The following is a 20,675-nucleotide window of genomic DNA, read 5'->3' as shown; positions in this document are numbered from 1 at the left end:
TCACGCAGAAGGAGGGGGCAATGAACGCGTTTATTATGGCGGATGCGGCAAAATGTATTGGATGTCGTACCTGTGAAGTTGCCTGTGTCGTCGCGCATCAGCAAAACCAGGACTGTGCGTCGGTCTCTTCTTCTGCGTTTATCCCGCGGATTCGGGTAATCAAAGACGACGCCTTTACCACGGCGGTCGCCTGCCATCAATGCGAAGACGCTCCCTGTGCGAATGTTTGTCCAACTCACGCCATTCGTCGTGAACATGGGCATATCTTCGTTGAACAGGCACGTTGTATTGGTTGTAAAAGCTGTATGCTGGCCTGCCCGTTTGGGGCAATGAATGTCGTTGCCCGTTCGTCGCGGGTGCAGGCGATAAAATGCGATTTGTGCTGGCATCGCGAGGCGGGACCAGCGTGTGTCGAAGCCTGCCCGACCAGCGCGTTGCAGTGTGTTGATGCCGTCAGTATTCAGCGCCAGCGCCTGCGTTCACAGCCGCTGTGAAGTGAGCCCGACCCACACCTGGGTCGGGTTTGCGTTAGCCTTCCAGCCAGGCGCGTTCGATCTCTTCAGCCAGAATCTTCACGCCAGCTTCGATTTTCTCAGGTTCTGGTACGTAGTTCATCCGCATGCACTGATGGGTATGCGGCCAGGGTTTATCCAGACCTGGGAAGAAGTAGTCACCAGGAACCATCAGTACGCCGCGCGCTTTCAGGCGCTGATACAACAGTTCGGTGGTGATCGGTAAATCTTTGAACCATAGCCACAGGAAAATCGCGCCTTCAGGTTTATGGATAAGGCAACGATCTTCAGACAAGTAGCGGCGAATAATCGCAATCGTCTCCTGAACGCGCTGATAGTAAAACGGCTTGATAACCGTTTCGGACAGGCGCAGCAGATCGTTACGTTTAATCATCTCGCACATCATCGCCGGTCCCATCCCGCCAGGTGCAAGGCTGATGATGCCGTTCATATTGGTAATCGCAGTGATGATTTTTTCATTCGCGATAATGATACCGCAGCGGGAACCCGGCAGACCCAGCTTGGAAAGGCTCATGCACAACACAATGTTGGGGTTCCACAGCGGGCGTGCTTCGCTAAAAATGATGCCGGGGAACGGTACCCCATAGGCGTTATCAATCACCAGTGGGATCCCATGCTGGTTGGCCAGCCGGTCCAGCTTCATCAGCTCGTCGTCGGTGATCACGTTGCCTGTCGGGTTAGTGGGGCGCGACACGCAGATCATGCCCGTTTCTTCACCGATGTGCAGGTGTTCAAAATCAACGTGATACTTAAATTGGCCTTCCGGTAGCAGCTCAATGTTCGGACGTGCTGAGACGAAGAGATCTTCTTCCAGCCCGGAATCGGCATAGCCAATGTATTCCGGCGCTAACGGGAATAACACTTTTTGCGTTGTTCCGTCAGCGCGGCGTCCGGCGAACAGATTGAATAAGTAGAAAAACGCGCTCTGACTGCCATTTGTCAGTGCAATATTTTGTGGCTCGATATCCCAACCCTGCTTCTCACGTAGCAGTTTCGCCAGTTCAGACAGTAGCTCGGTTTTCCCTTGCGGACCGTCATAATTGCAAAGCGCATCAGTGGCTTTGCCGTTTGCCAGCATATCTGTCAGCAGAGACTGGAAGTAATTTTGCATCTCTGGAATTTGCGCCGGATTACCACCGCCGAGCATGATGGCGCCTGGGGTGCGTAAACCGTCGTTGAGGTCCTCCATCAGGCGGGTGATGCCTGAATGGCGGGTAAATTTGTCGCCAAAAAGTGAGAATGTCATAGCAGGGGGTCTGTCGAACTGAGTAGTAAAGTGGCTAACCATAGCGCTACCTATGGCAGGGTGCAAATCAGGGGGGAGGGGCTGGATTGATGTTTTATGCTGCAGATGTTTACCTGGCTGGTTTTTTATTTTGTGTTGAGCTTCCCGCTGTATTCACAGCGAGAAGCCTGTTGGGATCAGGGCTGACCGGCCCACACCACCATCACCTTATCGTCGCCATGCTCGCGGATAAATCCGTATCCCTGCTTCAATGTCAGCGTGGTCTGTTTACCGGCACCGATGGCGGGATGTCTGGCCCGGAACTGACTGATGCGCTGCCAGTGAGCGACGCTGGCGGCAGATTTCCCGGTCACATCCGGCCAGTTCATTTCTGAGCGCGTACCCTGCAATGGGTCTGAACCTGTTGGTCCAAAGGGCCGGGCAGACTCGTCGCCGTAAAAGAGTTGTACCGCGCCTGGCGCCAGCAGCAATAGCTCGGCGGCTTTGTCTCCACCTTCGCGGAACAGACGCGTATCGTGCGAGGATAGATAGCTCAGAACGTTGAAATCTTGCAATTTTTCCGCCATCTGTTGCCAGGTGAGATCCATACTCGCCAGACAATCGACGGCCTTTGCCGCCTGCTCCTGATAGTCGAAATTGATCATCGCATCAAAGCCGTGACGGTAATAGTCGCTTTGCATCACGCCGTGACCCCAAGCCTCGCCGGTCATCCAGAAAGGTTTGTCATCAAGCGCTTTATCCGGGTTCGCTTTCTTCCATTCAACCAGTGCCGCGCTGGCCTGTGTTTTTAACTGCTGCCAGGCGGGAAGTTCGACGTGTTTGGCGGTATCGACCCGAAACCCGTCAATCCCGTAATCACGCACCCACTGGCTGAGCCAGTGGGTCAGATAATCGCGGGGCGTGTAACCAGCAATAGCTTTAGCGTGCGTATCCGGTTTGTGTTGATAAAAGTTTGGCAGCCCGGAAGGCGTGGTGGATTCGGTTTTCAGATCGGGCAGGAAAGCCAGCGACATGGTCAGGTCGTCAAAACCCGGATTGTCGTAATCGCCAATATCGGTGCGGATCCAGTTTTTCCCCCACCATTTTTCCCAGCCTGCTTTATCGCTGAAGTTGATGTAATCATTAAAGCTGTGCCAGCTTTGCCCGGCGGCTGGCTTCCAGTCCGTCCAGCGTTCACCGAGCGTGTTTTTCAGTTCATCGCCCGACAAGTACAGGGCCCCAAACTGATACTCCTGCATATCCGCCAGCGTGGCGTAGCCGGTATGGTTCATGACGACATCGAACAGGATGCGAATGCCGCGCTGGTGCGCACCGTCAACCAGCGCACGCAGGTCAGCTTCATTACCCATATTCGCGTCGAGCGTGGTCCAGTCCTGAGTGTAATAGCCGTGGTAAGCATAATGGGGGAAATCACCTTTGGTGCCACCGCCGACCCAGCCGTGGATTTGCTCAAACGGCGCGCTGATCCACAGGGCGTTGATGCCTAACTGTTGTAGATAGTCGAGTTTGCTGGCCAGACCGCGCAAATCGCCCCCGTGGAAAGTGCCAATTTCCTGCATGCCGTCGTTGCGACGCCCGTAGCTGTGGTCGTTGCTTGGGTCACCATTTACAAAGCGATCCGTCAGGACGAAGTACACCGTAGCGTTATGCCAGTCGAAAGCGGCTGGGGCGTCAGTTTCCGCCCGTTCCAGCAGCAACAGTCCGTTACTGGCTGCAGCAGGCTGTAGGGTAATCGACCCATTTTTTACCGTTGCCGTTTGCTGGCTGTAGAAATCACGTACCACGGCACCTTCCGGAAAGGTCTGGCTCACATCCAGTGTTAACGGCGAACCATCCCATTTCGGGCACTGGCGAATCTGGGTCGTGACAGGGTCAGCGGCGCTTTTTACCGAGAGCATCAACGTTGGCGTTCCGGAGCGGGTATCCACTTCCAGCGTGTAATCGCCGTCTTTGAATAAGCGCCACTGCGGCGGGGCGCCTTCACACGGTTTTAGCGACAGCATCTGGTTGAGTTTTATTGCATCAGCAGGCTGCCAGCACTGTTGGTCAAAATTCAGGATTAGAGGACGAGTACCCTTCGTCAACGCTGCATGGCTGACGAATTTACCCGTACCTTCTGCTTCGAAGGTGGGGAGTCCCTGAGAAGTCCATGATGAGGCGATGGCAATGCCGGGCATGAGCGCCAGCGCAACGGCGGCAAGTTTCATAATGCTGTCCTTGGTGCTGCGATTTTCGCCAGTTTGCCAGTGAAATCAGGCCGGAAACTCCTCCTTTGAGTCGATTCCGCCAGGAGGAGAAGTGAGGGTGAGCGATCGCGCGCAAAAAATGAACTTATTTTGCGATAACCTCCACATTTTCTTCGAATTAATAGCACCCTGAACCGTTAATGCGTGACATGGTTTCAGAATTGGACTATTCCTTTGGGTGCTCTTGACGGCTATTTTTGATATGATTTGAGATTCATCTCTCATTTTTGTGAAAAATATAAGGTGTTGGAATGTATAAATCCGACCAGGAGACCTAATGATATTGACTCCCATTCGACGATATGGGGCAATGATTCTTATGTTACTCACCGTTGCATTTTCGGGTGAGGTGCTGGCAAAGACACACACGGCGACAACGAGTCACAAGCCCCAGATAACCAAGGCAAGTAATAAACAGGTTAGCAGTAAACAAGAGTATTCTCGCAATAGTGCAAAGAGTAGTTCACTTCCTGATTTGCGAAAATACCCTTCCGGAACACCAAGGAAAAAAGCGTTTCTCCGGACGGTTATGCCTTATATTACCAGTCAAAATGCTGCCATTACGGCGGACCGTAACTGGCTGATTTCAAAACAGTACCAGAACCGCTGGTCACCGACTGAGCGTACGCGTATGAAAGACATCGCGAAGCGCTACAAGGTGAACTGGTCTGGCAACACGCGTAAAATTCCGTGGAATACGCTGCTTGAGCGCGTAGACATTATCCCGACCAGTATGGTGGCAACCATGGCTGCGGCTGAAAGTGGCTGGGGTACGTCGAAGCTGGCGCGTAGCAACAACAACCTGTTTGGCATGAAATGTGGCAAAGGTCGTTGTAACAATGCACCGGGTAAAGTGAAAGGCTACTCACAGTTTGAATCGGTGAAAGAGTCGGTGAATGCCTACGTCATTAACCTGAACACGCATCCGGCTTACTCTTCTTTCCGTAAGTCACGTGCGCAGCTGCGTAAAGCCGATCAGGAAGTCACCGCTACCGCGATGATTCATAAGCTGAAGGGTTATTCCACTAAAGGACAGAGCTACAACAACTATCTGTTCGCAATGTATCAGGATAACCAGCGTTTAATCGCCGCGCATATGTAACTCTGTGTGCCGGATGGCGGCTTCGCCGCATCCGGCAATATTCCTCACAGCAACACTTCGCTGTTCACATCGCGATACTCTTTGGGCGTCGTGTCATACTCTTTCTTAAAGACCGAATAAAAGTATTGCAGAGACGGATAGCCGCACATCTGTGAAATTTCGTTGATTGAAAGCGTGGTAGAAATCAACAGGCTGCGCGCTTTTTCCAGCTTTTCGGCATGAATCACAGCGTGGATAGTCTCTCCGACCTCTTCTTTAAAACGCTTCTCCAGATTCGAACGAGAAATCCCCACTGAATCCAGCACTTGTTCAACCTTAATACCTTTACAGGCATGGTTGCGGATAAAGTGCATCGCCTGAATCACCGCCGGATCGGTTAATGAACGGTAGTCGGTTGAGCGGCGTTCAATGACGCGCACCGGAGGAACCAGTGTACGTTGCAGCGGCAGCTCTTCATTTGCCAGTAAACGATGTAAGAGTTTAGCGGCCTGATACCCCATCTGCCTGGCTCCCTGGGCCACGGATGACAGCGCCACCCGCGACAGATAGCGGGTCAGTTCTTCGTTGTCGATCCCAATCACACACAGCTTTTCCGGTACTGGAATATGCAGGTGCTCGCAGACTTGCAGGACGTGCCGTGCCCGCGCGTCGGTAACGGCGATAATACCGGTTTGCGGCGGTAGTGTTTGTAGCCAGTCCGCCAGACGATTTTGCGCGTGCTGCCAGTTTTCCGGTGCGGTTTCCAGCCCCTGATAGACAACGCCGCGGTACTTCTCTTTGGCAACCAGCTGGCAAAACGCATATTCACGTTCCGCGGCCCAGCGTTTGCCGCTTGAAGAAGGCAGACCATAAAACGCAAAGCGGTTAACCCCTTTCTCTTTCAGATGCAGGAAAGCGCTTTCTACCAACGCGTGGTTATCGGTGGCGATGTAATGAACTGGGGGATAATCTTGCTCCAGATGGTAGGAGCCTCCAACGCCGATAATGGGAACCTCCACATCGGCAAGTAATTGTGCAATGTCATCATCGTCATAATCAGCAATAACGCCGTCGCCTAACCAGTCTTTAATATTATCGATACGGGCGCGGAAATCTTCCTCAATGAATATATCCCACTCGGATTGCGATGCCTGTAAATATTCACCCACTCCTTCTACCACCTGGCGGTCATAGGCTTTATTGGCATTAAATAACAGAGTGATGCGGTGACGTTTATCAAACATAAGAACCTGTCCTGGAAAGGTTAACGTGGGCCTGTCGATACTAGCAAAATCGCAGGTACGACTGCTTGATGAAGCGTGACAAATTTCTTATTTGCCTGGTGCTACGCAAAATTCACATACTGCCAGTGGGATGACAATTGCCATTTTTTATCTGCGCATTACGGTTTTTTGTTTATTGGCTAACCTTCGATCGCGATCGCTTTTTTATTTCGTTTTTCAGAGCGTTTTTTTGGGAGCCAGCGCACGTTTGGGTATTCTCTTAATAGCGGTGTGAAATAACGTAATTGAGCAATAAATCAGGAAATTCCAGTATAGCTACATCGCAGTTTACTTACCGTATTACCTGATTATGGAGCTTATTATGCCGGCTTATTTTGACCAACTCGATCGTGTTCGTTTTGAAGGCACTCAATCCACCAACCCGCTCGCATTTCGCCATTACAACCCTGACGAAATAGTATTGGGCAAGCGCATGGAAGATCATCTGCGTTTTGCTGCCTGCTACTGGCATACCTTCTGCTGGAACGGGGCGGATATGTTCGGTATGGGCGCTTTCGATCGTCCATGGCAGCAGCCTGGTGAAGCTCTGGCGCTGGCGAAACGCAAAGCGGATGTGGCATTTGAGTTTTTCCACAAGCTGAACGTGCCTTACTACTGCTTCCATGACGTGGATGTTTCGCCGGAAGGTGCGTCTTTGAAAGAGTACAAAAACAACTTTGCGCAGATGGTTGATGTGCTGGCGGCAAAACAGGAACAGAGCGGCGTGAAGCTGCTGTGGGGTACAGCAAACTGCTTCACTAACCCACGCTACGGTGCGGGTGCGGCCACAAACCCAGATCCAGAAGTGTTCAGTTGGGCAGCCACGCAGGTGGTTACGGCCATGGATGCCACGCATAAGTTAGGCGGTGAAAACTACGTTCTGTGGGGCGGTCGTGAAGGTTATGAAACGCTGCTGAATACCGATCTGCGTCAGGAACGTGAGCAGATTGGTCGTTTCATGCAATTAGTCGTGGAACACAAACACAAAACTGGTTTCCAGGGCACTTTGCTTATCGAGCCGAAACCGCAGGAACCGACCAAGCACCAGTACGACTACGATGCGGCGACCGTGTACGGATTCCTCAAGCAGTTCGGTCTGGAAAAAGAGATCAAACTGAATATCGAAGCCAACCACGCTACGCTTGCAGGCCATTCGTTCCATCACGAAATCGCCACCGCTATCGCGCTGGGTCTGTTTGGCTCTGTCGATGCCAACCGCGGCGATGCACAGCTGGGCTGGGATACCGACCAGTTCCCGAACAGCGTAGAAGAGAATGCCTTGGTGATGTACGAAATCCTGAAAGCGGGTGGCTTCACTACCGGCGGCCTGAATTTTGATGCCAAAGTACGTCGTCAGAGCACCGATAAATACGATCTGTTCTATGGTCATATTGGCGCGATGGATACCATGGCACTGTCGCTGAAAATTGCGGCCCGTATGATTGAAGACGGTGGCCTGGATCAGCGTGTGGCTAAACGTTATGCCGGTTGGAATGGTGAGCTGGGCCAGCAAATTCTGAAAGGCCAGATGACGTTGACAGAAATTGCGCAGTACGCTGAACAACACAACCTGGCGCCAGTGCACCAGAGCGGTCATCAGGAATTGCTGGAAAATCTGGTAAACCATTATTTGTTCGACAAATAACGGGTCTCTGAGAACGTCCGTAAGCCCGGTCAGCTAGCGCTACCGGGCCTTTCTTTAAGGAACGATGCCTTATGTATATCGGGATAGATCTTGGCACATCAGGCGTAAAGGCCATTCTGCTCAATGAGCAGGGCGATGTGGTGGCTTCACAAACGGAGAAACTCACCGTCTCGCGCCCGCATCCGTTATGGTCAGAACAAGACCCTGAGCAGTGGTGGCTGGCAACGGATCGCGCGGTAAAAGCACTGGGTCAGCAGCATTCACTCCGCAAGGTGAAAGCGTTGGGGATTGCCGGGCAGATGCACGGTGCGACGCTACTGGATGAACAACAGAAGGTATTGCGTCCGGCTATCTTATGGAACGACGGTCGCTGTGCTGAAGAGTGCGTGATGCTGGAGAATCAGGTTCCGCAGTCTCGAGCGATCACTGGCAACCTGATGATGCCTGGCTTTACCGCGCCAAAACTGCTGTGGGTGCAACGCCACGAGCCGGAGATTTTCAACCAGATTGATAAAGTCCTGCTGCCGAAAGATTACCTGCGTTTGCGCATGACCGGTGATTATGCCAGCGATATGTCTGATGCGGCAGGGACAATGTGGCTGGATGTCGCGAAGCGTGACTGGAGCGATGTCATGCTGGCTGCCTGTAAACTGACTCGCGCACATATGCCTGCGCTCTATGAAGGCAGCGAGATTACCGGAACCTTATTGCCAGACGTCGCCAAAGCCTGGGGAATGGAGGAGGTTGCGGTGGTTGCCGGAGGCGGTGATAACGCGGCGGGCGCGGTTGGCGTAGGCATGATGAATGCCGGTCAGGCGATGCTTTCGCTGGGGACATCCGGCGTCTATTTTGCGGTGAGTGATGGTTTCCTAAGCAAACCGGAAAGTGCGGTTCACAGTTTTTGCCATGCTTTGCCTGAGCGATGGCATCTGATGTCTGTAATGTTAAGTGCGGCATCGTGTCTGGACTGGGCGGCAAAATTAACCGGACTGGCGAGCGTTCCTGCGTTGATTGACGCTGCGCAACAGGCGGATGAACACGCGGAGCCGGTCTGGTTTTTACCTTATTTGTCCGGCGAGCGTACGCCGCATAACAATCCGCAGGCCAAGGGCGTATTTTTCGGTCTGACGCATCAGCATGGTCCGGCAGAACTGGCACAGGCGGTGCTGGAAGGTGTGGGTTTTGCGCTGGCTGACGGTATGGACGTGGTACATGCCTGTGGCATTCAGCCCGCCAGCATTACGCTGATCGGCGGCGGGGCACGTAGCGAATACTGGCGTCAGATGCTATCTGACATCAGCGGATTGCAGCTGGATTACCGTACCGGCGGTGACGTTGGCCCTGCACTCGGCGCGGCGCGCCTGGCGCAAGTTGCCATGAATCCGCAAACGTCGTTATCAGAGTTACTGCCTCAGCTTACGCTGGAGCAGGCGCATTATCCTGACGCGGAGCGTCATACTCGTTATCAACAGCGTCGAGAAACCTTCCGTCGTATCTATCAGCAATTACAACCGCTGATGTCCTGACCACTTTCCCCTCTGGCTAGCAGAGGGGAATTTGCCGCATGCATATATCTACAAAAATAATAAATTACACGTATGGATGTATTCTGAAAGTCCTGTGTAGTCGCTTTTTTCTGTGTTGTCTTTAGCGGGTTATTCATATTGTATCCATGATGGATAAGGAGATCCCAATGAAGACAACCAGGCTGTTGCCATGGATATTATTCCTCTCAGGCATACTGACTTACAGTATCGGTTTATGGCGCGCATGCCCGTTACTGAGCGGCAAGGGGTATTTTTTGGGGGCATTGATGACGGGGATGTTCGTTACGTATGCCTATCAACGTGCAGTAAATCTCAATCAAATTGATGAACGCTTCGCTTCCGTGTGTCAGATGGTGGTGCTCATCACGATAGGGTTGTTGCTGGTGGGGGTGTGGAATGCCCCGTTGGCGCCCTTTGAAATAGGGTTATACCCGGCAGCATTCTTCGTCTGTTTAATGGGGCAATTTTTACTGCAGCGTTCGCGTAATCAGGCGCTGCCTGGAGACACCTAACTCACCAGCCTGCGCGTATCGATACGTTGCAACAATACGGACAGCAGCAGGCTTCCCGCCAGCGTGGCGCTGAAAATCCACAGCATATCCAGCGGTGGCCAGTTTTTGAGTTCAATTCCGTTGGTACGTAGTGCGTGAATGATCAGCGCATGAAAACCATATATGCCCAATGAATGGCGAGAAATAAGGCCCAGTAGCGGCAGAGTACGTGTGCTGAGCGTATTTTTGACCAGCGTCAGGAGCGAGGCGGCGCAAATAAATACCGCTGGGCCGCAGTAGAGGTACCAGGTATCGGCAAAATTGCCTCGCCAGCGCAGTTCATGCAATGTGCCACGAGAAATAATAAATACTGCGGTAATAAATACCGTCGCACAGAGCCAGCTGAGCGCACGCTTTTGCGTATCCATCATGCCAATCGCCCGGCCCAGCATGCCGTACAGGATGTAATAGAAAGTATCGCCACTGATGTACAGGTTGACTGGGAGCCACTCAAAGCCGCCGATTTTTTGCGAGACGGTATTGGGATTGGCAATCACCCCAATCACAACCATGAGCGCCAGTAGCATCTTGCCGCTGATATTTTTCACCTGTATCAGCGGAGAAACCAGGTAGATGACGGCGATCGCGAAGAAAAACCACAGATGATAGAACACCGGCTTTTGCAGCAGGTTCTTCAGCGACAGCTCAGCGTTGATCGAGGTAAACAGCAGGATATAGGCCAGTGCCACGCTGCTGTAAAACAGAATGCAAAGCGCGATGCGCAGGAAATGGCGCGGTTTGGCGCTACGCTCACCAAAGAACAGATAGCCCGAAATCATAAAGAACAGCGGAACGCTGACGCGAGAGGCTGAATTGAGCACGTTAGCCAGATCCCAATTCAACGGGCTGACGCTTTGCGCATTGGTGATGTACCAGGTTGTGGTGTGGATCATCACGACCATTAAACAGGCTATCCCGCGCAGGTTATCAATCCAGAAAATTTTGGGCTGCATCAGTTCCTCTGTGTCCATTAAAAAAAGTCTGACCGATATTTTGCGAACGTAGCTCACTGGAATAATCCGAGTTCTTACGCTAAAGCTTGAGATGGTCTGATGAGATTCTCAAAATAGGATCTGTTTCCAGACACTAATAATAAGACTGACCAGCAAACCAGGCGGTAATAAAATGATGATGAAGTATTTCTTTCCCGCGATCGCTGCCCTTTTGCTGGTAGCGTGCGCTGACACACAATCGTCTGCACCTGCGCAGAAAGCGCAAAAGGTTAAGGTCAGTGCCACGCGTTCGCTGGATATGGAGTCATTGTGCAAAAATGAGGCGGCGCAACGCTACAACACTGGCGCGCAGAAAATTGATATCTCCGGCCTGGAACAATTCCAGGGCAGCTATGAGATGCGTGGTTCTACCTTCCGTAAAGAGAGTTTTGTCTGTTCTTTTGATGCAGACGGGCAGTTTTTGCACCTTTCCATGCGCTAAGTTCCCCCTTTTTCCCGTTTCGTACTGTATATCTTGCAGCCAGCGGGTATACTGATCGCTTCCTTTAAATCCACACGTATCCAGCACGAAATAATATGCAAAAGTTTGATACCAGGACCTTCCAGGGCTTGATCCTGACCTTACAGGATTACTGGGCTCGCCAGGGCTGCACCATCGTTCAACCATTGGACATGGAAGTCGGCGCGGGAACATCTCACCCAATGACCTGCCTGCGTGCGCTGGGGCCGGAGCCGATGGCGACTGCTTATGTGCAGCCTTCTCGTCGTCCGACCGATGGCCGCTATGGCGAAAACCCGAACCGCTTACAGCACTACTATCAGTTCCAGGTAGTGATTAAGCCGTCTCCGGACAACATTCAGGAGCTGTACCTGGGTTCTCTGAAAGAACTGGGTATGGACCCGACCATTCACGATATCCGTTTCGTGGAAGATAACTGGGAAAACCCGACGCTGGGTGCCTGGGGTCTGGGTTGGGAAGTGTGGCTGAACGGCATGGAAGTGACGCAGTTCACCTACTTCCAGCAGGTTGGTGGTCTGGAATGTAAACCAGTAACCGGGGAAATTACCTACGGTCTGGAACGTCTGGCCATGTACATTCAGGGCGTAGACAGCGTTTACGACCTGGTCTGGAGCGACGGCCCGCTGGGTAAAACCACGTACGGCGACGTGTTCCATCAGAACGAAGTGGAGCAATCCACCTACAACTTCGAATACGCCGACGTGGACTTCCTGTTCACCTGCTTCGAGCAGTACGAAAAAGAAGCGCAGCAGTTGCTGGCGCTGGAAAATCCGCTGCCGCTGCCTGCGTATGAACGTATTCTGAAAGCCGCCCATAGCTTCAACCTGCTGGATGCGCGTAAAGCCATCTCCGTCACCGAGCGTCAGCGCTATATCCTGCGCATTCGCACCCTGACTAAAGCAGTGGCAGAAGCTTACTACGCTTCCCGTGAAGCCCTTGGCTTCCCGATGTGCAACAAAGACAAATAAGAGGCGGCCATGTCTGAGAAAACTTTTCTGGTGGAAATCGGCACTGAAGAGCTGCCACCAAAAGCACTGCGCAGCCTGGCTGAGTCCTTTGCTGCAAACTTTACCGCGGAGCTGGATAACGCTGGCATCGCGCACGGCAACGTTCAGTGGTTCGCCGCGCCGCGTCGTCTGGCGCTGAAAGTCGCGAATCTGGCGGAATCTCAACCCGATCGTGAAGTTGAAAAACGCGGTCCGGCCATTGCCCAGGCGTTTGACGCTGAAGGTAAACCGAGCAAAGCGGCAGAAGGTTGGGCACGTGGCTGCGGCATCACGGTTGATCAGGCTGAGCGTCTGACTACCGACAAAGGCGAATGGCTGCTGTACCGTGCGCATGTAAAAGGCGAAAGCGCAGAAACGCTGCTGCCAAACATGATCGCCACGTCACTGGCGAAGCTGCCTATCCCGAAACTGATGCGCTGGGGCGCGTCTGATGTCCACTTCGTGCGTCCGGTTCACACCGTGACCCTGCTGCTAGGCGACAAAGTGATTCCGGCAACGATTCTGGGCATTCAGTCCGATCGCGTGATCCGCGGGCACCGCTTTATGGGCGAGCCGGAATTCACCATCGATTCTGCCGATCAGTACCCGGAAATCCTGCGTGAGCGCGGCAAAGTAATTGCGGATTACGCTGAGCGTAAAGCGAAAATCAAAGCCGATGCTGAAGAAGCGGCGCGTAAGATTGGCGGTAACGCTGATCTGAGCGAAAGCCTGCTGGAAGAAGTCACCTCGCTGGTGGAATGGCCGGTAGTGCTGACCGCGAAGTTCGAAGAGAAATTCCTCGCAGTTCCGTCTGAAGCGCTGGTACACACCATGAAAGGTGACCAGAAGTACTTCCCGGTTTACGCGAACGACGGCAAACTGCTGCCGAACTTTATCTTCGTTGCCAACATCGAATCGAAAGATCCGATCCAGATTATCTCCGGTAACGAGAAAGTCGTTCGTCCGCGCCTGGCGGATGCCGAGTTCTTCTTCAATACCGACCGTAAAAAACGTCTGGAAGACCATCTGCCGCGTCTGCAAACCGTGCTGTTCCAACAGCAACTGGGTACGCTGCGCGACAAGACTGACCGTATCCAGGCTCTGGCGGGCTGGATTGCTGGTCAGATTGGCGCTGATGTTAACCACGCAACGCGTGCTGGCCTGCTGTCCAAGTGTGACCTGATGACCAACATGGTCTTCGAGTTCACCGACACCCAGGGTGTGATGGGCATGCACTACGCGCGTCACGATGGCGAAGCGGAAGATGTAGCCGTGGCGCTGAACGAACAGTATCAGCCGCGTTTTGCCGGTGATGATCTGCCGTCGAACCCGGTAGCTTGTGCCGTGGCGATTGCTGACAAGATGGACACCCTGGCTGGTATCTTCGGTATTGGTCAGCATCCGAAAGGCGACAAAGACCCGTTTGCGCTGCGTCGTGCTGCGCTGGGTGTGCTGCGTATTATCGTTGAGAAGAACCTGAATCTGGATCTGCAAACGCTGACCGAAGAAGCGGTTCGTCTGTATGGTGACAAGCTGACCAACGCCAACGTGGTGGATGACGTTATCGACTTTATGCTCGGTCGCTTCCGCGCCTGGTATCAGGACGAAGGTTACACCGTCGACACCATTCAGGCCGTACTGGCACGTCGTCCGACTCGTCCGGCTGATTTTGACGCACGTATGAAGGCGGTTTCGCACTTCCGTACGCTGGAAGCCGCGTCCGCGCTGGCTGCTGCGAACAAACGTGTATCGAACATCCTGGCGAAGTCTGAAGAGACGCTGAATGACCGCGTGAATGCGGCGACGCTGAAAGAGCCGGAAGAAATTGCGCTGGCAATGCAGGTTGTCGTGCTGCGCGATAAGCTGGAGCCTGTCTTCGCTGCCGGTCATTACCAGGAAGCGCTGGTTGAGCTATCGGCGTTACGTGAACCGGTCGATGCGTTCTTCGAGAAAGTGATGGTTAACGTGGAAGATAAAGATCTGCGTATTAATCGCCTGTCTATGCTCGAAAAACTGCGTGAGCTGTTCCTGCGCGTAGCGGATATTTCTCTGCTGCAGTAACGGCCCTGAGCTGACTTAGAAAATGCCGGATGGCGGCTTCGCCTTATCCGGCATTTTTTTATGTTATTAGCGCAACTGCAATTTTGTCAGACAGGTCTGGCTGTCTTCCATCGTCTTAATAGGATACTCCGCCGTTTTACCGTTGTAGCTCACTGCGATGGTGCCTTCCATATTGCGCGGTAGCCATACCCCGACAAAGCCATTACGGCCGCTCTTCATCGCTTTTTGTACCACCACATTACCCTTGTTATCCGTCACTTTGACATTGAATGTCTTCTCCGGCATTTCGCCCTGGCAGCCAGAAAGGCTGTGGTTGAAGCAAGGATGTGTTTGCCATTCATACGGGGCAAACGACAGATAGAACTTGTCACCGAGCGGCAGGGTATAAACCTGATCGCCCGAAGAGAGCTTCAGCTCGGTGCTGGTGATGGACGCTGAGTACGGCAGCGGGCGGCTCTGCGGAGACCGATCAATCGTCTCTACGATTTGTTCGACGGATTTTCCGCTGAGCCCGTGTTCGGCCAGGAAAGTGGCTTCTGGGGTAGCCGCGAACGCAGTACCGGTGGTGAGCAAACCTAAAATCAGTAGCAGTGAGGATTTCGACATAGCTTCAATTCCTTGTGAAAATTGTGGAATATAGACTGGCTCACTATAAAGCTTGCCCTTAGGGAAAGGTCAAAGGGGCGACGGGTAAAGTAATGCAAAGAAGCGTTTAGGTGGGATGTGCTGCGAAGTACAGATAAAAAAAATCCCCGCCGTTTGGCAGGGATTCAGAATTTTTGAGCTTTTTAAGCTTACAGGCTGGTTACGTTGCCAGCTGCCGGGCCTTTAGCGCCGCTTTCGATGGTGAAGGAAACTTTCTGACCTTCGTCCAGAGATTTGTAGCCATCGTTCTGGATAGCAGAGAAGTGTACGAACACGTCTTTAGAGCCATCGTCAGGAGTGATGAAGCCGAAACCTTTGTCAGCGTTGAACCATTTTACGATACCAGTCATTTTACCGGACATAGTGTATTACCTTTTAAAAAATAAGTGTGCCTTTCGGCGATATGGCGTGCTTTACAGATTTTTTAACAGTAAAGGAAATGCTCACTACGAAGGGTATCAACGATAACTCTTGAAGGGACTTGCCTTACTAACTGCTGTAATGGTCTGTACGTCAAACCGTTGAGGGCATTAACTCATTTTACGCATGTGGATGCAACTACTATTTTCTTTTTTGTGGATAACCTTCGTAAGAGAACGGCCCTGTAACAGGACCGTTCTTAAGCAAAATTGAAAAATAGTTCAATCCATCAGTTGCTTACTTAACCTAGGGTCTGCCTGAATCAAGCGCATTAACTTCAATTCGGTAGTGGAAGGCTTTACGCGTTTAGACTCCCATTCATGAACCATCGCGACCGTCACGCCCATCACTCGGGCAAAATCATCTGTTTTTAAACCTGTCCCTCGTCGTAGCTGTTCAAATTCGGTGAAAGGGTTGGTTTTTTGCGGCAGAGTGACCGTCTGCGATACATCTTTAAAAACAATCTGCTCCAGACTGCTTAGCAGTTCAAACATAGGATCTTTGTATTCCATTGAGAACTCCTACAAATCACACAGCGGGATCGTGAATTTCTTCGAAGCTCATTAAGAGTAGTCGGAAAAAATGAAGCCGGATTTAAGGTTTGTGTGATGGATTCGTTTCAGCGGATCGCAGGTGATAATCTTTTGCTGGCTAACAAACTGATAAAGGTCGGGATCTCCGAACGATCGATTCCGATTGTAAAGATGACTAAAATATGACGCCGAGTGGTAAATGCAGCATTGTTTAGCAAAACGAACGGTGGTGGGAACGGTTATTTTCCCCCACAAGATTACGCGGAAAGGGTATCTTGCGGGGCTGACCTGGACTATCCTTGTCAACGTCAGGCACGCGGGTGTCGTTGTGCGCATTTTTGGGTGAAAGGAGTATTAAAATGGCGACAGGTAAGTCCTGCTCTCGCTGGTTTGCGCCTGTTTTGGCGCTCTTAATGGTAGTTGGCCTGAGTGGGTGTTTTGATAAAGAAGGCGATCAACGCAAAGCGTTTATCGATTTTCTGCAGAATACTGCAATGCGTAGCGGAGAGCGTTTACCAACGCTGACCGCCGATCAGAAAAAACAGTTTGGCCCGTTTGTGTCCGATTACGCGATTCTGTATGGCTATTCGCAGCAGGTTAATCAGGCGATGGACTCCGGTCTGCGCCCGGTGGTTGATAGCGTAAATGCGATTCGTGTTCCTCAGGATTATGTGACTCAGCGTGAACCGCTGCGTCAGGCAAATGGTGCGCTAGGTGTATTAGGGCAACAGTTGCAGAATGCGAAACTACAGGCAGATGCTGCACATGGCGCGCTGAAGCAGGGCGAAGATCTGAAGCCGGTCTTTGATCAGGTGTACAACAAAGTTGTTACTGCACCAGCAGAGGCCTTACAGCCGCTGATCCCAGCCGCGCAAATTTTCACGCAGCAGTTGGTGCAAGTCGGTGATTTTGTGGCACAGCAGGATACACAGGTGAGCTTTGTCGCCAACGGTATCCAGTTCCCAACGTCACAGCAGGCAAGTCAGTACAATACGCTGATTGGCCCGTTGGCTGCTCAGCATCAGGCATTTAATCAGGCCTGGACTGCTGCGGTGAATGCCGCTCAGTAATTAAGACGCGGTAATACATGGAAGGCCGGGTGAGCATAAGCGCTACCCGGCCTTTTGTTTATGGTGCGTTGTTTATGGTGCGACCTGCGGGTTTACGCAGTTCTTCTCAACGCGTCCTTGCAGCGCATCGATTAAGTTATCCACCGCACAGGCCGCCATGTTGTAGCGCGTTTCGTGCGTGGCTGAACCAATGTGCGGTACGGCCACCACGTTGGGCAGTGACAGCAGCGGTGAGTCTACCGGTAATGGCTCTTGCTCAAATACATCCAGGCCAGCGGCATGAATTTCGCCTTTTTGCAGGGCGGCAATCAACGCTTTTTCATCGACCACTGGGCCACGTCCGGCGTTAATGAAAATGGCGGAAGACTTCATTTTGGCAAACTGCTCGGTGCTGAACAGATGATGCGTTTCGTCGGTTAACGGCAGGATCAGGCAGACAAAATCAGACTCCTGCAACAGCGTATCGAGGTCGCAGTAACGTGCATTAAAGCGTTCTTCTGCTTCCTGATGATGACGGCGCGCATTATAGAGAATCGGCATGCTAAAGCCGAAATGCGCACGTTGTGCCAGCGCCAGCCCAATGCGGCCCATACCGACAATCCCCAGCGTTTTGTGGTGTACATCGGTACCAAACCAGCCCGGTCCGATACTTTTGGTCCATTCGCCGACCTTTACCCGTTCGGCAACTTCCACTACGCGGCGAGCGGTGCTTAACACCAGCGCCATTACCGTATCGGCGACGGTTTCCGTCAGCACGGTTGGCGTGTGCATCAACAGCACCTTACGCGCGTTGAGGGCATCGACGTCGAAGTTGTCATAGCCTACGGAAATCGTGGATGTCGCACGCAGCCTGGGCATTTTCTCCAGCAGAGCGGTATTGACGGCTTCACTGGAGCCCAGCAGACCTTCTGCATTGGCAAAAGCGTCGGCGTGCTGTGCGACCGTTTCCGGGCGCAGGTTAGGCACCTGAGTCACAGTAAAATGCTCTTCCAGGCGATGCAGTAAATCGTCAGGTAACGCTTTATAGAGAATAATGGACGGCTTCATGCGAATCTCCGTAAGTTAAATTTAAGCGTGGCGTGCGCCAACCGGAATTTGGGAATTATTAGCAGGCTTAACAATTAAAGTTAGCCACACTGAGACAAAAAGCGCTACCCCCATAAAAATGTACGAGGCGGACGGGCTGCCGGTAGCGCCATTGAGGTAGCCGACAAACCATGAACCAAAGAATGAGCCTAGCGCGCCCATGCTGTTGATCAGTGCCATTGCCCCACCGGCGACGTTGCGCGGCAGCATTTCTGGGATGATGGCGAAGAAGGGACCATAGGGGGCATACATTGCCGCGCCTGCAATAACTAACAGCGTGTAAGAAATCCAGAAGTGGTCTGCACCTACGGCCCAGGAGCCGATAAACGCGAAAGCGGCTATTAATAACAGTGGCCAGACAAACAGCTTACGGTTTTGCAGCTTATCGGACGCCCAGGAGACGAGGATCATCGCCGCCGTCGCCGCCAGATACGGTACGGATGACAGCCAACCAACTTCCACCATCCCCAGGTTTGCGCCGCCGTTGCGGATAATCGACGGCAGCCACAGGACAAAACCATAGACGCCAATACTCCAGGCGAAATACTGCATACACAGCAGGATGACGTTACGTGAGCGGAAAGCCTCGCTATAGTTACGTACGGCTTTGATGCCTTGCTGCTCTTTTTCCAGTTGTGCCTGAAGGGCGGCTTTTTCAGATTCTGACAGCCAACCGACCTGAGACGGTTTGTCTTTTACCAGCACCCACCAGCAGAACGCCCAGATGATGGCCGGGAAGCCCTCGATGATGAACATTTCCCGCCAGCCCAGCGCCTGAATCAGGTAACCGGAAACCACGGACATCCACAGGACGGTGACCGGATTACCGAGGATCAGGAAAGTGTTTGCGCGCGAGCGTTCAGATTTCGTAAACCAGTTGCTGATGTAAATCAGCATTGCCGGCATCACGGCGGCTTCAACGACGCCAAGAATAAAGCGGATGGCGGCAAGCATTGGAATATTGCTGACCATGCCGGTTAACGACGCGCATGCGCCCCAGAGGATCAGACAGACAAAAATCAGTTTTCGTACGCTGCGGCGTTCAGCGTAAATTGCGCCCGGGATCTGAAAGAAGAAATAGCCGAGGAAAAACAGCGCGCCCAGCAGGGAAGAAATCCCCTTGGTAATGCCGAGGTCCTCGTTGATACCGGCGGCGGAGGCGAAGCTGAAGTTCGCGCGATCAAGGTACGCCAGGCTATACGTGATAAACACGATTGGCATGATGTACCACCAGCGTTTTGCTGCATTAGTTGAGCTATTCATAGACTGCCCTCTGGTTATGCTGATACGCCGCCTCTGTATGTAGGGTACAGAGTTGGCCGGGAGTTTATTCCCCTAATTGTTCACGTGTGGGTAATCCTTCGCTGTCGCCCTGAACCTGAATGGCCAGTGCGCCAATTTTATTGCCGCGGGTCACCGCCTGATGCAGCGAGCAGCCTTCCAGCAGGGCGCTAATAACGCCTACGGCAAAGCCATCTCCTGCGCCGACCGTATCGACCACATTGTCAACTTTTACCGGTGCCACGCAGCCTTGTTCGCCGCTGGCGGTTTTGTACCAGGCGCCATCAGCCCCAGTTTTCACGATCACGGCCTTCACGCCATGGCGCAGATAAAAGTCGGCGATGGCTTCAGGCGTTTGCTGACCGGTTAAAATCATGCCCTCTTTTAACCCTGGTAAAACCCAGTCTGCCTGGAATGCCAGGCGGTTCAGTTTTTCCACCATTTCGGCTTCGCTTTTCCACAATACCGGGCGCAAGTTCGGGTCGAACGAGATGGTCTTCCCCTGGGCCTTCATAGTGCGGGCGGTATGCGCCAGTAGTTCATAAGAGCTGGCAGAAAGCGCTGCCGCTACGCCACTCAGGTGCAGGTGGCGCGCGCTGGCGAAATAGTCCTCGTGATAATCTTCAATGCTGAGGTGGCTGGCAGCGGAACCTTTACGGAAATATTCCACAATGGGATCGGTTCCATTTTCAACCTTAGATTTAAGCTGAAAGCCGGTAGCGTAACGCCCGTCCTGGGTGACTCCCTGCGCATCAATCCCTTCTTTTTCCAGCGACTTAACGATAAAACGGCCAAAGCTGTCGTTGCCAACGCGGCTCACCCAACCGACCTTCAGGCCCAGACGAGCAAGACCGGTCGCTACGTTAAGCTCAGCGCCTGCAACGCGCTTGATAAACTGCTCCACATCCGCCAGTTCGCCGGTTTGCGTGGCGACAAACATCGCCATCGCTTCACCAATAGTGACCACATCCAGTGAATTTTTCATGCG

At 52.6% G+C, this 20,675-nt stretch carries 19 protein-coding genes; 9 read left to right on the top strand and 10 right to left on the bottom strand.

Translation table 11 applies throughout. The features are described 5' to 3' along the window. The first annotated feature begins 20 nt into the window (after positions 1 to 20). Entirely contained in the window at positions 21 to 494 is a 474-nt protein-coding gene (locus OGY18_RS19055; RefSeq protein ID WP_008786443.1) for a 4Fe-4S dicluster domain-containing protein, read from the top strand. A 34-nt stretch (positions 495 to 528) separates the two neighbouring features. Here OGY18_RS19055 and avtA read toward each other — a convergent pair whose 3' ends face one another. Both avtA and malS read right to left on the bottom strand, forming a co-directional pair. Continuing rightward, on the bottom strand, positions 529 to 1,779 hold the full coding sequence (avtA, locus tag OGY18_RS19050) for a valine--pyruvate transaminase (protein ID WP_003837697.1): 1,251 nt from the start codon (positions 1,777 to 1,779) through the stop codon (positions 529 to 531). A 176-nt stretch (positions 1,780 to 1,955) separates the two neighbouring features. Further along, entirely contained in the window at positions 1,956 to 3,986 is a 2,031-nt protein-coding gene (gene malS / locus OGY18_RS19045; RefSeq protein WP_286554006.1) for an alpha-amylase, read from the bottom strand. A gap of 316 nt (positions 3,987 to 4,302) precedes the next feature. Here malS and OGY18_RS19040 point away from each other — a divergent pair, with 316 nt between their 5' ends. Further along, positions 4,303 to 5,127 (top strand): protein bax, encoded by an 825-nt coding sequence (locus OGY18_RS19040; protein ID WP_016154930.1) that lies wholly within the window; start codon positions 4,303 to 4,305, stop codon positions 5,125 to 5,127. A gap of 44 nt (positions 5,128 to 5,171) precedes the next feature. Here the strand turns inward: OGY18_RS19040 and xylR are convergent, their stop codons facing one another. Further along, positions 5,172 to 6,350 (bottom strand): D-xylose utilization transcriptional activator XylR, encoded by a 1,179-nt coding sequence (gene xylR / locus OGY18_RS19035; RefSeq protein WP_003827365.1) that lies wholly within the window; start codon positions 6,348 to 6,350, stop codon positions 5,172 to 5,174. 361 nt (positions 6,351 to 6,711) lie between these two features. Between xylR and xylA the strand changes: the two genes are divergently transcribed. The 3 genes from xylA to yiaB all read left to right on the top strand — a co-directional run bounded on the left by xylA (position 6,712) and on the right by yiaB (position 10,093). Next, on the top strand, positions 6,712 to 8,034 hold the full coding sequence (gene xylA, locus OGY18_RS19030) for a xylose isomerase (RefSeq protein WP_003024252.1): 1,323 nt from the start codon (positions 6,712 to 6,714) through the stop codon (positions 8,032 to 8,034). Positions 8,035 to 8,105: 71 nt separating this feature from the next. Beyond that, positions 8,106 to 9,560, top strand: coding sequence for a xylulokinase (gene xylB / locus OGY18_RS19025; RefSeq protein ID WP_286554003.1), 1,455 nt, complete (start codon positions 8,106 to 8,108; stop codon positions 9,558 to 9,560). A 167-nt stretch (positions 9,561 to 9,727) separates the two neighbouring features. Beyond that, a complete protein-coding gene (gene yiaB / locus OGY18_RS19020) occupies positions 9,728 to 10,093 on the top strand; it encodes an inner membrane protein YiaB (protein WP_126317247.1) in 366 nt (121 codons plus the stop codon). Here the strand turns inward: yiaB and OGY18_RS19015 are convergent. Continuing rightward, positions 10,090 to 11,085 carry an acyltransferase gene (locus tag OGY18_RS19015; protein ID WP_003827371.1) on the bottom strand — a complete coding sequence of 332 codons (996 nt, stop codon included), beginning with the start codon at positions 11,083 to 11,085 and terminating at the stop codon, positions 10,090 to 10,092. The two genes, yiaB and OGY18_RS19015, sit on opposite strands and share 4 nt — an antisense overlap. A 172-nt stretch (positions 11,086 to 11,257) precedes the next feature. On the opposite strand from OGY18_RS19015, the gene OGY18_RS19010 reads away from it, so the two are divergent. The 3 genes from OGY18_RS19010 (at position 11,258) to glyS (ending at position 14,652) form a co-directional block, all read left to right on the top strand. Then, positions 11,258 to 11,566 carry a YsaB family lipoprotein gene (locus OGY18_RS19010; protein WP_020996059.1) on the top strand — a complete coding sequence of 103 codons (309 nt, stop codon included), beginning with the start codon at positions 11,258 to 11,260 and terminating at the stop codon, positions 11,564 to 11,566. A 95-nt stretch (positions 11,567 to 11,661) separates the two neighbouring features. Then, on the top strand, positions 11,662 to 12,573 hold the full coding sequence (gene glyQ, locus OGY18_RS19005; RefSeq protein WP_001168551.1) for a glycine--tRNA ligase subunit alpha: 912 nt from the start codon (positions 11,662 to 11,664) through the stop codon (positions 12,571 to 12,573). A gap of 9 nt (positions 12,574 to 12,582) precedes the next feature. Next, positions 12,583 to 14,652: a glycine--tRNA ligase subunit beta gene (gene glyS, locus OGY18_RS19000; RefSeq protein ID WP_286553999.1), complete on the top strand. Its 2,070-nt coding sequence runs from the start codon at positions 12,583 to 12,585 to the stop codon at positions 14,650 to 14,652. A 66-nt stretch (positions 14,653 to 14,718) separates the two neighbouring features. On the opposite strand, the gene cueP is transcribed toward glyS, so the two are convergent. From cueP to OGY18_RS18985, 3 genes are all read right to left on the bottom strand, one after another. Then, a complete protein-coding gene (cueP, locus tag OGY18_RS18995; protein ID WP_286553997.1) occupies positions 14,719 to 15,258 on the bottom strand; it encodes a copper-binding periplasmic metallochaperone CueP in 540 nt (179 codons plus the stop codon). A gap of 188 nt (positions 15,259 to 15,446) precedes the next feature. After that, complete coding sequence (gene cspE / locus OGY18_RS18990) at positions 15,447 to 15,659, bottom strand: transcription antiterminator/RNA stability regulator CspE (RefSeq protein WP_000014594.1); 213 nt, start codon at positions 15,657 to 15,659, stop codon at positions 15,447 to 15,449. A 279-nt stretch (positions 15,660 to 15,938) separates the two neighbouring features. Then, entirely contained in the window at positions 15,939 to 16,229 is a 291-nt protein-coding gene (locus OGY18_RS18985) for an HTH-type transcriptional regulator (protein ID WP_003827383.1), read from the bottom strand. A gap of 380 nt (positions 16,230 to 16,609) precedes the next feature. On the opposite strand from OGY18_RS18985, the gene OGY18_RS18980 reads away from it, so the two are divergent. After that, entirely contained in the window at positions 16,610 to 17,320 is a 711-nt protein-coding gene (locus OGY18_RS18980) for a DUF3053 domain-containing protein (protein WP_003827386.1), read from the top strand. A gap of 72 nt (positions 17,321 to 17,392) precedes the next feature. On the opposite strand, the gene ghrB is transcribed toward OGY18_RS18980, so the two are convergent. The 3 genes from ghrB to OGY18_RS18965 form a co-directional block, all read right to left on the bottom strand. Continuing rightward, positions 17,393 to 18,367, bottom strand: a complete 975-nt coding sequence (gene ghrB, locus OGY18_RS18975; protein ID WP_286553995.1) for a glyoxylate/hydroxypyruvate reductase GhrB — start codon at positions 18,365 to 18,367, stop codon at positions 17,393 to 17,395. Between the two features lie 21 nt (positions 18,368 to 18,388). Continuing rightward, positions 18,389 to 19,669: an MFS transporter gene (locus tag OGY18_RS18970; RefSeq protein WP_048215328.1), complete on the bottom strand. Its 1,281-nt coding sequence runs from the start codon at positions 19,667 to 19,669 to the stop codon at positions 18,389 to 18,391. Between the two features lie 64 nt (positions 19,670 to 19,733). Continuing rightward, positions 19,734 to 20,672, bottom strand: coding sequence for a sugar kinase (locus OGY18_RS18965; protein ID WP_218667100.1), 939 nt, complete (start codon positions 20,670 to 20,672; stop codon positions 19,734 to 19,736). Positions 20,673 to 20,675: the final 3 nt, after the last annotated feature.

Source organism: Citrobacter sp. Cpo142 (genome assembly GCF_030332425.1).
Taxonomy (GTDB): Bacteria; Pseudomonadota; Gammaproteobacteria; order Enterobacterales; family Enterobacteriaceae; genus Citrobacter; species Citrobacter portucalensis.
Note: the sequence above shows the minus strand (reverse complement) of the source record. Positions and strands in the feature narration are given on the sequence as shown.